Genomic DNA, 12,518 nt, shown 5'->3' with positions numbered 1-12,518 from the left:
TTGTCGTTCTCCACCACGTTCGTGCGGGACTTCGTTCGGGCGGACTATTCCTTCTGCTCCGCGCGAATGGAAGGAGCGCGTCGAACGCGAATGCGCCCGCGCCGGCCGAAAGTTCCTGTATTGGAAGCAGGCGGCGCCATCCGAGTCGATCCGCCTCAACCCGCTAGAAAACTGGTCGCAGCCGTCGGAAATCGCCAGCCGAATTGCGCAACTGCTAGAAGAGGGTCCGTTCCGGGACTTCGCATTCCTCTTCATTGACCGTGCCGTCAAGGGCGAGCTTTACGTCGGTGACAAGCCGAACCTGCGTTCCATCCTGAATTACGCGCAGAGCGGCATCAACAACCTGCTGGACCGCGCTCTGCGGCGCTTCTTCGCGGAAATGGGCTTCACCGCCTGGGAGGACGAGGCGGGATCGTACATGCAGCAGGTCGGGCAGCGGCCTGGCGGGACGCTGATCGAGGCCATGGTTCGTTTGTACACCGAGCGGTACTTCAACGTCGGCCGCGGCCACGAATCCATCGACGGCCTGGTCGGCACCTTTGTCCATGACCGCGACCATTACATGCGGATCATCGCCTCAGTCCTTCCGCTCTTGCAGATGCTTGCCACTGGGGAGACGGGGCTCATGCTCGCCCCCAAGGCGGACGATTTCACCGATGACCGCGAGATTTGGGACATCGACAAGGTGATCAAGCAAAAGGCCGTGCTGTTCGTCGGCCTGGACTCCCTCTCCAGCAGCATCGTCGCGAAGGCCATCGCCTCGATGATCCTGTCCGACGTCGCGTCGGTGGCTGGGGCCATCTACAACTTCTACGCGAAGCCGCCTAAGGTTGTGCTGGTCATCGATGAGGTGGCAGAAGCGATCAATGAGCAGGTGATCCAGATCCTCAACAAGGGCCGCGGCGCGGGCTTCAATGCCCTGGTCGCCTTCCAAAGCCGCTCCGATTTGGAGGCGAAACTGGGAGACGCAGCAAAAATGATGCAGGTTTTGGGGAATCTCAACAACCAGATCATCTTACGATTGGAAGACACGGACACGGCCCAGTGGTTCTCGGACAAAGTTGGGGAAACGGCGATTCAGAACATCACCACCACCAGCAGCACGAGCACTGGATCCGAGGCACATATCGGCGAGTTCAACGGGTCGGTTTCGCGGTCGACGCAACTGGAAAAGGCGCCGCTTATCCCGACTCAGCTGATCACTATGCTGCCCAACCTGCAATATTTTCTGCGCATCTCTGGTGGATCCGTCTACCAAGGCCGGATTCCCATCATCGAAGGATAGTACGCCGACATGCAATCAAGTCTGTTCCGCGCAGTGGTCAAGCAATACAAGCTGTCGCCGAAGCTCTCGCCGGCGTTCACGGTGTCCCCCGAACTGATCGACGCGTGCAGCCGTGTTGTCGACTACATCGGCCTCAACTTCTGCATCCGGGAAGAGCCGTTGGTCAAGGAAATGCTGGTCGATGCCATCCAGTCGTACCGGGCCGCGCGTAAGGCCGGCGACGCGAACATCGCCTTCATGCAAGGACTGTTTTCGCGCTCGCACGAGCTCTACGAGAAGCGATACGCCGCCTTCAAAGGTGAGAAGTACAACGTCTGGTATCCGTACAACGAACCGATCCCTGTGTTCGAGGCAAGGCAGGAACCAGGCTATGTATGCCGCGTTGTCGACGAACCCTGCCCGGGCGTCGTGACGCAGCGCAGCGCTGCCTTTCAGCTCGCCGCCCGCGTGCTGACTGGTCACACCTTCCGCCGCTACTTCGAGGAATACGATGTCGCAAAGTTCTATGCTCAGTGAGATGGGTGTGTCCATCCGCTACGCCGTGGAGAGCGTCCGGATGTTCCCGGTCAAGCTCGCAGGCCGCTTGTCCGGCGTGGCGTGGGACGACGCTGCAGGCATGCAAGCGTGGATTCGTCAGGACATGGCGGCCGAGAAGCGTGGCGCCATTCCGGAAGAGTTCCGCTACGGCCGCGCAGCATTCTGCTTTTCGCTCATACGCCTTTCGCTCGTGAAGCCCAGGCATTTTTGGGGTGCCGTTGGTTCGTTGGCCGTTCTGCCCATTCTCCTTCTTCGTCAGTGGGTGCTGTGATGGCAGGAAGCCGATTTGCCGGGCATATCCGCGTCTGGTTGCTCGCCGCACCGCTGATGCTCTGCGTGCTCGCACCCATGCTGCCGGAGAGCGAGCGCTTCGAGATTGGCGCCGACGAGCAAACCTCTGTCGAGGCAGTCCTGGGCGAAATGCGCGCCTCTGGCGCCACAGGTGCCGCGAATGAGCGGTTTCGTGCGTGGTTCGTTGACTCTGGGCTGTTGCGCTCCTCGCTATCCGGTTCAGCATCCAGCTCCGCCCTCTCGGACGCTGGGGCGTCAGACCTCGGGAGACGGTGGGTGCGCAATTTCTGGATGACCATCTATCGCGCGCTGTATCGGGCAGCCGTCGCACACACCTGGGCATTCGGCGCCATCGTCTTTCTGATCGCGATGCTCAACGATGGCGCCGTTGCCAGGCGCATCAAAGCTTCTGCCGCCGGATTTGCGAGTCCACTCTCCTTTCACCTCGCCGCGCACGGCTTGCTGGTTACGTTCGGCATCGGGGCGTCGGCGCTTCTGGTTCCCGTGCCGCTGCTTGCTTACTGCTGGTCGGCTGCGGCACTTCTGGTCGGGGTGCTTGGCTGGCGTCTTGCAGCCTCATTCCACGTCAATCGCTAGCTTGCTTCGCATTTTTTGCATTCAATTCGCGGACCCTATACCGCACCAACGGAGAACCTACATGAGCACCGCAGAACATATCGACATGATCGACGATGCAATGACCCTACCGGCCGAGGTCGCCCTCTCCGGCGACCATCCCTCCACAGCCGGAACTTCGGGGTTTACTGATGCGGGCCCGCTTGAGCCGGGTTCGGTCGAGCATGAGCTTCAAGAGATGGTCGATGCGGCGGACTCCCTACGCAAGGACGGTGTGATCACCGCCGCTGACGCCGAGAAGAAGAAGGCCGAAGTGGAGAAGACTCGCAAGCTGTTCCGCGAGCTGCCGCCCGAGCAACGCGCGGCCATCGTCAAGCGTCGCCGCGACCTGGGTCTGCAGATCCTGAACCGCGAGCTAGCCGGTGCCGCGGTGGTGGCAGTCGGCCTGAAGCTGAACCACACGCGGCTCCGCCCGCTGTTCCTCCAGTCGTGGCCCTACCTGAACCGGATGAGCCTGAACCTGCAGCGCTTCGGTGCCGAGACGTTCAGCCGAAGCGAGCTGGCTACCGTCAACGACTTCCTCGAACGTGAGCTGGCCAAACTTGAGGACTACGTCGACGAGCAGTTGCGCGTGGCGAAGGCCTACTGCGAGATGCGGGAGGCGGAAATGAAGGCAAAGAACGACATCATCTTCAGGCCCACGGTTACCCGGCCATCGCTGGAGATGGAGATCCAAGCGTACTCACGCTTCTCGCTGCGCGGGCTGCAGGTTCTGGTCAATTTCGACAAGACGATGGACGAGTTTGATTTTATGGTGTGGAACGGCATCCGTGATCAGTCCGACGTCAATGACCAGGTGAACAGCTTCCTGCGCAAGTTCCAGCCGCTGGCGTTGCGTAGCTACACTACGCACTTGAAGTTGATGACGACGATCCGCGGGATCTAGAGCTCGTCGATGCCCGCCCCGTCTCTCGATAAACTCAACGCCGCCCAACGGGAGGTCGTGCTGCTGCGTAGCCACTGCGTTGCGGTCGCATGCCCTGGTGCGGGTAAGACCTCCACTATGGCCACGAAGGCAGCGCACTTGCTGTCGGATCCTGAGGTCGTTGTGGGGGCCGTCACCTTCAGCAAGGATGCGGCGGTGGAACTGCGCGAGCGCATTCTCGCGCTTGCAGGGGAAACTGCTAAGAGGCGGCTCATTGCGGGGACGTTCCACTCCTTGGCCTATAAGCAAATCCGCGTGAAAGGATCGAAGGGCCAAACGATCCTGATGGATGGCGAGCGTCTCGCATTAGTCGATCAGGCCTTGCAAGCGGCGGAGCTCGATTGGAAGCTTGACGATGCCATAAGAGTCATTGTGAACCTCAAGACTGCCCTAGCCATCGTGCCGACAGAAACCCCTGAAGGACGGCTTCTGGCTGCCTATCAAGACTCCCTTGAACGAAATGGGGCGCTCGACTTCCATGACATGCTGCGTCATAGCGTAAGTGGGATGCAATCCGGGTCACTCAAGCCCTATCCTTTTCATCATCTTCTCGTGGACGAGTTTCAGGATACTGACCCACTTCAGTATCAATGGGTGTGCGAGCATGCCCTACACGGTGCCACGATCACGCTTGTCGGGGACGATGACCAGAGTATCTATGGCTTTCGCTCGGCGCTCGGCTTCCGCGGCATGGAGTCCTTCATCAGACAATTCGACGCTCAACCGGTAATACTCGGAAGCAATTATCGGTGTCGCGCGGAGATCCTAGCCGCTGCGGATCGAGTGATCGTCAACAATCGCGATCGGATTCCCAAGACGCTTGCGGCAGAACGGGGACCGGGAGGGACTATCGGGTTTAGCCGGTTCGGCGATGAATATGACGAGGCGGTAGCAGCTGTAGAAGCGCTGTCGCCCTTTCTCAGCGACGGTAGGAGTGGGGCGATTCTGGCTCGAACCAACCGGATTCTGGACCCGGTCGAAGCAGTATGCAGATCCCACGGACTCAAGTACTACCGCGCATCCGGAACCTCGATTCTCAATCGTCCGGAGGCGGCCCTAATGGGAAGCCTTTTGGAACTTGTGCAGCGGGTTCGATCCGGTGGCATGGACACGCTCTTGGGCTTCGCCGGCCTCAGCGTGCACGAGCTTCGTTCTCTCCACGAGAAGATCGGTCCGGGCCTACAGTTCCGCCAGGTAAAAGAGCTCGCTGGACTTGCCCTCAGCGATAGCTCGGTCGATACGTTTAGAGATTTCTCGAAGCGGCTCTCCGAGTGGCGAGCCTTGTGCGAGCGGCAGTTTTTCTCGCTGGTCCTCGAGGGCGTCAGCGATTGGATGTTGCGCCACGCGAAGGCCGACGCGGCAAAACGCGCTATCCGAACAACGTACGACGTACTTTCTAGGTTGAACGGTCCATTCTCGGACCGACTAGAGTTCCTACGGCGGAAGAACAATGAGCCTTGTAACGATGCCATTGTCCTTACCACCCTTCACTCTGCGAAGGGCTTGGAATGGGACGCAGTGGTTCTAATTCGGGTTGAGGAGACCGTGCTACCTGACGAGAAAGGGACTTCCGAAGCTGAAGAGAGAAGGCTCTTTTATGTTGGTATGACAAGGGCACGCGACTCGCTCTTCATCAGCACGGCAAAGAAGAACCCCACCTCACGCTTCGTCTTTGAAGCTGGGTTGCTCCAAACCTAGTTGTCTGACAGCTCCTAGTAGAGCAACCGCGTACCGTCGGGATGGCTGACTTCGTGAATGCCCTAAGGACAGGCACTAGCCGCCGGCTGAGAAACCAGTCTAAGGAACACTTGGCACGCCACGACAGCCAGTGGCCCGGAGCCAAAGCCACTCCACCCTGAGTTGCGGCGGTGCGCCACTGGACGTCATTAAGCAAACATCCAGCAGCAAGCTCGCCCAAATGACCAACTGGCTCAGCGAGCCGGTCGCTATCGCCTCCAACCAAATCATATCGGACGGCGCCGTCTGTCTATATGTCGTTACGCGACGGGCCGATTTGGATGGGGCCGCCTGCGCATTGGGTGGCGGTTAGTGCCCTTGGCCGTGACACGTCCCGTGGAGACGAGCGAGCGCTCCTGTCTCGGCCATGCAGGCCGTCTGTACAGTGGTTACGCGTCCCTGGGTCTCCCGACCAACGCTCGTTCCAGGCGAGTGATCTGCGCAACACGACGCGGCAGATTCCGTGACGATTCGTCGAACTTGTGTCCGTCATGAGCAAGTATCCCGCGACCACGGGCTCTGGTGGCATGCAGCACACTGTGATTGGTGGCGTATGCACTCCGCCGCACAGCGTCCTTCCGGTGTCTCACGTCGCCGTATTCGCTGCCTATTCCCATGAAGGCAATCGGCTCTTGCGGCGCGCGATTTGGACAGAAGTCGTAGATCACGCCAGGAAGCGGAGCGAGGCACCGCGCGCTCATGCCCAGACGTTGCCCTCCTGGACTTGGTACGCCGGGGCAGGCATGGCACCCGGCCAGGGGTAAGTGGCACCGCGCCGCGAGCGCCGGATGCAACTCCAGTGCCAAGTTAAGGCTCCCGGACAGAGTCCGATTGTCCTTTCTATGATCTCTGACCGTCGAAGACGATGCAGGGTTGCCTAGGCCAGGTCAAAGTGGAAGAGCTGTACAGCACCTCCCATTCGCTTCCTGACGTCTTAGGGCGGGCCTCAAGCTACACCCAGCCAGACATGCCGGCGAGATTGATTCTGCAGTGTCCTAAGTGACCGTCAATACCCTTAGCTCGCAGTTAGGCTCAAGGGCACCTGCACAACCCGGTGGTGTAACGAGTTGGGCCGCAGTTTTGTATTGCGCTTGCTTGGTGCAACGGATTGGGCCGCAAATTAAAGTTGGCCGGAGAAAGGTGCATCGTTTTGGGCCGCTTTTGACCCGCAACTCAAAAAAGTGAGCGCTTCCTATCGACATATCCATTGTGTTTTGGAAATTCGGATAGCTTTGCGGACCAAGGGGATACACCTTTCGATCCTGGATGCCGGAAAGAAGCTTCGGTGGGCTCAGCCGTTCTCCGCGTCGATTCCTTGCGGACCAATAGATTGCGCTTTCGCGGAAGTGGTGATGATGCGGCATTTTTTGCGGGCCAATTCGCTACACCGTTGAACAATAAGTGCCGCATACGCGGGAGAGCCCGGCAGCAGGCCACGGAGCGAGGTGCTGTCCGATTGGCAATGTACCGTGTTACGGACAGGTGCCGTACGCGTTCGATGGGAATTGCGGACCAAGGAATAACACCTTCTTTGCGGCAAAACGGAGGCACGTGCCGCCGCTGGCGAGTATGAGGGTACTCGAGCGGACCAATCGATTGCACCTTGAGCGTGGCGCTGGCACTGCGGACCAACAAACGACACCATTGCGCATCGGCTACCAGACTGCGCACCAATCAATTACACCTTATGGGCTGGGTAGTGCTGCGGACCAATGGACTGCACCTTCTTTGAACTCAGAGTATTGCGCACCAATAGATAGCACCTTGGCGGGTGAACGATTCTGCGGACCAACAGAGTGCACCTTTGGATGAATCGCCAGGACGCGGACCAATCGATTACACCTTGGCTCCGTGGGTTGATTTGCGGACCAATGGACTACACCGTCAGTAGTTCGGCAGTCTTGCGGACCAATCGATTGCACTTTATCAGGAGCGCTCCGATTGCGGACCAATACATGACACCTATACATACGGATGCTCTGCGGTTCAACTGCAGCCGCTGTGGATAACCTGGCCGGTTTTGACTTTCCGCACTTTTTTGTGGAGAGCCAGCAGCTTCTTTGTTTGTAAACCAGCTAACGTATACGAGGGCGTTTTTCTTGTTGTAAATCAAAAGGTTATGGCAAGCAAAGTGTACTTTTTTGGTAACAAGGTGCGATTCATTGGTTCGGAGGTGTCATTTTTTGGGCCGCAAAAGTGTTAACTATTGGTACCTCAAGGTGTTATTCATTGGTCTCAAAGTGCAATTCATTGGCCTATGGTGTTAACCATTGGTTTGCGACCCTTCGAAGACCGTGGATCGCTTGGCAGGTAAGGCTTCGCAAGCCACGGTTCATTTCAAAGGTATAAAGCTTTGGTGCGGAGGTGTAGATTTTTGGTGCGGCGTGGACGTCGCCTCCGCATCAAGGTGCAATCGTATACTTGACTCGTTGCACCTTTAGATAGATATTACCGGCACTACCGCTAGTGCACCCCCTCCCCTATGGCTGACGTCCCACGTAATCTCCAGGAACAACTGGGCTTCGACATTTTCAACGCAGTGCGTGGGGAAATGGGTGCGGCAACGCCGATCACTGAGTCGAGCCGCGAGATAGGCTATCGGAAAACGAACGTATTGATCGATGTTTCCCCGCTGACGCTCCTCGCCCGCCGTGCTATCAATGCTCTCTGGTTGACCGTCTCCGAGAATCCCGACCTATCACACTACGATATTGAACTGGGCTATTTCAAATGGCTTGCCAAGTTCGAGACATCTAACAATCTAGCCCACCTAAAGAAGGCATTGCGCGAATGCCAAAGTGCGTCGGTGCAGGTATCTGTCGACGATACCGATGGTGATCCGCAGTGGGCCTCCGTGCCACTGCTCGGATCTGTTGGTATCTCCGGCGGCCGCGTGGTGTTCAAGGTCGACGAGATGATCAGGCGGCAACTCAAGGATCCACAGCGGTACACCTATCTATCGTTGCGCATGTCGGCTGCATTGAGCAACTATGCCTACATTCTGTACGAGAGGTTGAGCTCGCTCCGCTTCATGGGGACGACTGAATGGATTCCGCTTGATGTGGTCCGAAAATGGGTCAATGCTGACTCGGTTAAGTCGCTGACCGAGTACAAGCAGTTCAAGCGTCTCGTGCTTGATAAAAGCACGGAACAGATCAACGAATTGACCGACCTGTATGTTGAATTCGAGACGAAGACCACGCCTGGATCGCGTCGCGTAGCGGCTCTGCGCTTCAAGCTGCGCGATAACGCAAAGGGCAAGTTGGTCCTGGACTTCGCTCATCCTCACGAACTGAAGGATCTCTATGAGACCCTGGTTAAGGGTTTCGGCCTTAGCAAGCGGCAACTCAACGAAATCATTGGCAACCGCGAAGTGAATACGGACGAACGCATTCGTAAGGCTATCGAGTTGGTGAAGCATCGTGTGCGCGTCGGCGGAGTGAAGTCTCCCGGCGCTTACCTAATGCGAGCGATCAAGGAAGGCTGGGAGCTTAGCGAAATCGAACGAGAGATTGCTGCTGGTAAAAAGGTCGAACCCGGTCAGCCGATCCAGATCGCCCCTGCCGAACTCGAGTTCGCCAGTTCACTTGAGCGGGACGTTGATGCAGGCCTGGCGGCATTTCAGGCGTTGGACAAGGCGGCACGAGACGATGTACTTGCCTCGCTATATCGCGAGACTACCTTCAAGATGGCCACACGGCGCGCAAAGATTAAGTCTGAGCCAGATGAGGCAGCCATCCTTGGGCGGAAGGCCCTGAAGACGGAATTGGGCCTCTTCATGAGCAGAACGCGAGGACAACCTGTAGTGCCGCAGTGATTGCGGCACTCTCACAGAATAAGGGGGCTAGCCCCCTTATTCTAATGGCGCGGATTAGCTGATAGCTACCAGATAGCGATCAGCGCTTATATTTGTCTTCCATCGCTTCCACGGCGCGCTCGAGCAACGCACCGGACGGGATATTCAATGCTTCGGCCAGAGCATTGAAGCGCGCAATCGTATCGGGGGTTGCCTTGATATTGATCTGCTGATTACGACCAGTTGTGAATCGACGCTGGCGTCGTGGAGGTGCGGCGGTCGCCGCCGTCTCCAGTTTGCGGGCATCGCGACTCACGAAGCCGTTCTCCTTTGCGACTTGCTCAATGGCCTGCCGATCGGGCCGTGGCTTGTCTTCTCGCGGCCGCGGCTCGAAATCATCAAGCGCGGCGTCAAGTGGATTCGCTCTGCTCATTATGCGGTCTCCTTCTTCTCTTCCATGTGGCCCTTGCGCAGGAACTGAAGGACCTCACCTGCGAACAACTCCGCGTTCTCAATTGCCTTGTCGACATTTGACACCTCGGAGCGGCTAAGCCCCGAGAGCGACTGTCGGTAGGCGAACATTGCCTTGAAAGCTGCACGTTCATTCAGCTCTGTCTTGAACACGGGAATACCTGCATTAGCAAAGGAGCGCCGGATGTGTGTTGTTTCTCGGCTCTGGATTGCTACGGATGTTCTAGTGAACAGGACAGCATAGGGAAGCTTGTAGTCAGGCTTGTGTTTTTGGATACCTCTCTCGTGTGCACGGATGAGGCGGAACGCTCTGCCAGCCTGCTCCGCGTCGAGTTGCGACCCTTGAGTGGGCACTACGACAAAGTCTGCTTCGCTGATTGCGTGCGCGACGATTGTCGCAGCCGTTCCCTCCAAGTCGACGATCACGAATGCGGACTCCTTCGCTGCCGCATCAATCCTGTCGGCAATGTCCTCCTCAGTGACATCCGAGATCACCGCCATAGACTTTGGAGCCGCACCCTCAGCAGCCCAGGTCTTCACGGGGTGATTCGGGTCGGCGTCAATGACGGTGACGCTCTTGCCGCGCTCTGCGATTTGGGTGGCTAAGACTAGGGATGATGTCGTTTTCCCTGCTCCGCCCTTCGGGCTTACGAACACGATTGTCGGCATCGAGTTTCCTTTTGCAAGTAGCTATCTGGTTGCTAACCGGTGGCGTGGCTAACTAGTTACAGGAGTATAGCGGATAGCTACTAGATATCAATGGCTACTAGGTAGCTACTGTGATACCCGATTGGTATCCTTGGCTGACTAGACCACTCGGATGTTAGGTATCTACCAGCTAGCTTATAGATATCTTAAAAGTACCTAACGGATAGCGGCCAAATAAGCAGGACCCCTTGGGAATACAAGAGTACCCCTGAGATGAATGTAGCCAGATAGCTACCACATTGGTATCTATCTGGCTACCAATCGTCGAAGTGCATCTAGGCGACCTGTCAGCTCGCTACCAGCTAACTCGCTAGAACAATAGCTCCGGCTTTCCGGTGGCGATGGCACTCGATAGCGAGTAGATATCGAGTGCCAGACTAAGCCGCCTCGAGCAGGCACTTCCGCCGGTAGACGCTTCAGAGGACGTTGGGCCTGGCAGTACTGGCGACGTTGCTCCTGCAGTACATTCCGGGATTTGCCTGCGGACCAAGACGATGTTGCTTTCCCCGATTCGCCCAGTACCGGCACCCGGACACAGTAGTCGGCTGCATAAGGTATCTGGTAGCTATCGGATAGAGATGTAACGATGTCCGATAAGTACCGGATAGCAGTAGCTACTAGCGTAATGCAATAGCCGAGACAGTACCGGATAGCTAACTGATATCTAGATACCCGATAGATATCCAAAAGCTAGTCTTGAATGGGCACAACGACGAGTACAGCGGGATCACTCCGACACGAATCAGCCGGCGCAGCTACTCGGTAGCTACCAGTAAATCCGACTCGCTATGCCGCGGGGTCGTAGACTTCCAAATCTCTGCAGCGACAGAGCGGAACACCGATTCAAGCTAGCTGGTAGCTAACCAATAGCTTCCGATGCGAGATGCAGCGATGCTTGAAATAGCTACAAGCGCCACGAAATGGTCGACATAGTACCGACAGGGCAACTGGGATCAAGATACCTGATAGATACCTAATAGATACCTGTGAGATATCTTTTAGTGAGCGCAACGACGAGCACAGCAGGATTCCTCCAGTGCCGAAGCAGTCGGTGCAGCTACTTGGTAGCTACCTATAAATCCGACTTGCCATGCCGCGGCGTCGTAGACTTCCCAATCTCTGCAGCGACAGAGTGGAACACCGATTCAAGCTAGCTGGTAGCTAACCAATAGCTTCCGATGCGAGATGCAGCGATGCTTGATCGCCACCTGGCAGCAATAGCTACTAGCGCAACGAAACGGTCGACATAGACCACCAGGGCAACTGGGATCAAGATACCTGATAGATACCTGTGAGATATCTTTGAGTGAGCGCAACGACGAGCACAGCAGGATTCACTCCGTGCCGAAACCGTCCGTGCAGCTACTTGGTAGCTACCAATAAATCCGACTCGCCATGCCGCGGGGTCGTAGACTTCCCAATCTCTGCAGCGACAGAGTGGGACACCGATTCAAGCCAGCTGGTAGCCAACCAATAGTTTCTGGTGCGAGATGCAGCGACGTTCGATTGCCACCTGGCGACAATAGCTACTAGGTAGCTACTAGCGCAACGAAATGTTTGACATGGTACCGACATGGCAACTGGGATCAAGATACCTGATAGATACCTACAAGCTATTGTTTAGTGGGTACAACGACGAGCACAGCAGGATTCATTCGGTGCCGCAACCGCCCGTGCAGCTACTTGGTAGCTACCAGTAAATCCGACTCGCTATGCCGCGGGGTCGAAGACTTCCAAATCTCTGCAGCATTAGAGTAGAACATCGATTTAAGCTAGCTGGTAGCTAACCGATAGCTTCTGGCGCGAGATGCAGCGATGTTCGATCGCCGCTTGGCGGCAAGAGCTATTAGGTAGCGATTAGGTAGCTACTAGCGCAACGAAATGGTCGACATAGACCACCAGGGCAACTGGGATAAAGATACCTGATAGATACCGAAGAGATATCTTTGGAAAGGCAAAATGACGAGCACAGCAGGATCTGCCCGGCGCCGAAACGACGCACCGACCGTCGATGGATAGCTGGTAGCTACCACGGCGAAAACCAACGCTGCTACTTAGTAGCTACTAATATATCCAACTCGCTTCGGCGCGGGCGTGTAGAGACTCCAAATCCTTCCCGTAGCAGCAGGTTG

Annotated in this window: 8 protein-coding genes and 1 pseudogene; 7 read left to right on the top strand and 2 right to left on the bottom strand. The window is 56.8% G+C overall.

The annotated features are described in order from the left end of the window. Positions 1-58: 58 nt before the first annotated feature. From traD to AC1RQC_RS27860, 7 genes and pseudogenes are all read left to right on the top strand, one after another. Positions 59-1,285, top strand: a pseudogene (gene traD, locus AC1RQC_RS27890) (conjugative transfer system coupling protein TraD); the annotation flags it as partial. Between the two features lie 9 nt (positions 1,286-1,294). Beyond that, positions 1,295-1,801 (top strand): hypothetical protein, encoded by a 507-nt coding sequence (locus AC1RQC_RS27885; protein WP_150984873.1) that lies wholly within the window; start codon positions 1,295-1,297, stop codon positions 1,799-1,801. Between the two features lie 7 nt (positions 1,802-1,808). Then, positions 1,809-2,093: a hypothetical protein gene (locus AC1RQC_RS27880; RefSeq protein ID WP_492812121.1), complete on the top strand. Its 285-nt coding sequence runs from the start codon at positions 1,809-1,811 to the stop codon at positions 2,091-2,093. Beyond that, positions 2,093-2,710 (top strand): IncC plasmid conjugative DNA transfer DtrJ family protein, encoded by a 618-nt coding sequence (locus AC1RQC_RS27875; RefSeq protein WP_492812119.1) that lies wholly within the window; start codon positions 2,093-2,095, stop codon positions 2,708-2,710. The genes AC1RQC_RS27880 and AC1RQC_RS27875 overlap by 1 nt, the downstream gene beginning before the upstream one ends. Before the next feature lie 61 nt (positions 2,711-2,771). Continuing rightward, positions 2,772-3,635, top strand: a complete 864-nt coding sequence (locus AC1RQC_RS27870) for an ATPase (protein WP_492885202.1) — start codon at positions 2,772-2,774, stop codon at positions 3,633-3,635. A 9-nt stretch (positions 3,636-3,644) separates the two neighbouring features. Further along, entirely contained in the window at positions 3,645-5,372 is a 1,728-nt protein-coding gene (locus tag AC1RQC_RS27865; protein WP_492885200.1) for an ATP-dependent helicase, read from the top strand. A gap of 2,521 nt (positions 5,373-7,893) precedes the next feature. Further along, a complete protein-coding gene (locus AC1RQC_RS27860) occupies positions 7,894-9,228 on the top strand; it encodes a replication initiation protein (protein ID WP_492812112.1) in 1,335 nt (444 codons plus the stop codon). Positions 9,229-9,307: 79 nt separating this feature from the next. Here AC1RQC_RS27860 and AC1RQC_RS27855 read toward each other — a convergent pair whose 3' ends face one another. Together AC1RQC_RS27855 and AC1RQC_RS27850 are read right to left on the bottom strand one after the other, a co-directional pair. Next, entirely contained in the window at positions 9,308-9,640 is a 333-nt protein-coding gene (locus AC1RQC_RS27855; RefSeq protein ID WP_492812110.1) for a hypothetical protein, read from the bottom strand. Further along, complete coding sequence (locus AC1RQC_RS27850) at positions 9,640-10,347, bottom strand: nucleotide-binding protein (protein ID WP_416046825.1); 708 nt, start codon at positions 10,345-10,347, stop codon at positions 9,640-9,642. Before AC1RQC_RS27850 ends, AC1RQC_RS27855 begins: the two co-directional genes overlap by 1 nt. Positions 10,348-12,518 lie beyond the last annotated feature (2,171 nt).

This window comes from Cupriavidus sp. GW822-FHT03E04 (assembly GCF_058801495.1).
This window is presented reverse-complemented; position numbering and strand designations above follow the sequence as displayed.

What these genes read in the sequence shown, in the direction of transcription:
- AC1RQC_RS27885 (WP_150984873.1), top strand. Translation starts at nt 1,295, where the DNA reads ATGCAATCAAGTCTGTTCCGCGCAGTGGTCAAGCAATACAAGCTGTCG.
- AC1RQC_RS27875 (WP_492812119.1), top strand. Translation starts at nt 2,093, where the DNA reads ATGGCAGGAAGCCGATTTGCCGGGCATATCCGCGTCTGGTTGCTCGCC.
- AC1RQC_RS27870 (WP_492885202.1), top strand. Translation starts at nt 2,772, where the DNA reads ATGAGCACCGCAGAACATATCGACATGATCGACGATGCAATGACCCTA.
- AC1RQC_RS27865 (WP_492885200.1), top strand. Translation starts at nt 3,645, where the DNA reads ATGCCCGCCCCGTCTCTCGATAAACTCAACGCCGCCCAACGGGAGGTC.
- AC1RQC_RS27860 (WP_492812112.1), top strand. Translation starts at nt 7,894, where the DNA reads ATGGCTGACGTCCCACGTAATCTCCAGGAACAACTGGGCTTCGACATT.
- AC1RQC_RS27855 (WP_492812110.1), bottom strand. Translation starts at nt 9,640, where the DNA reads ATGAGCAGAGCGAATCCACTTGACGCCGCGCTTGATGATTTCGAGCCG.
- AC1RQC_RS27850 (WP_416046825.1), bottom strand. Translation starts at nt 10,347, where the DNA reads ATGCCGACAATCGTGTTCGTAAGCCCGAAGGGCGGAGCAGGGAAAACG.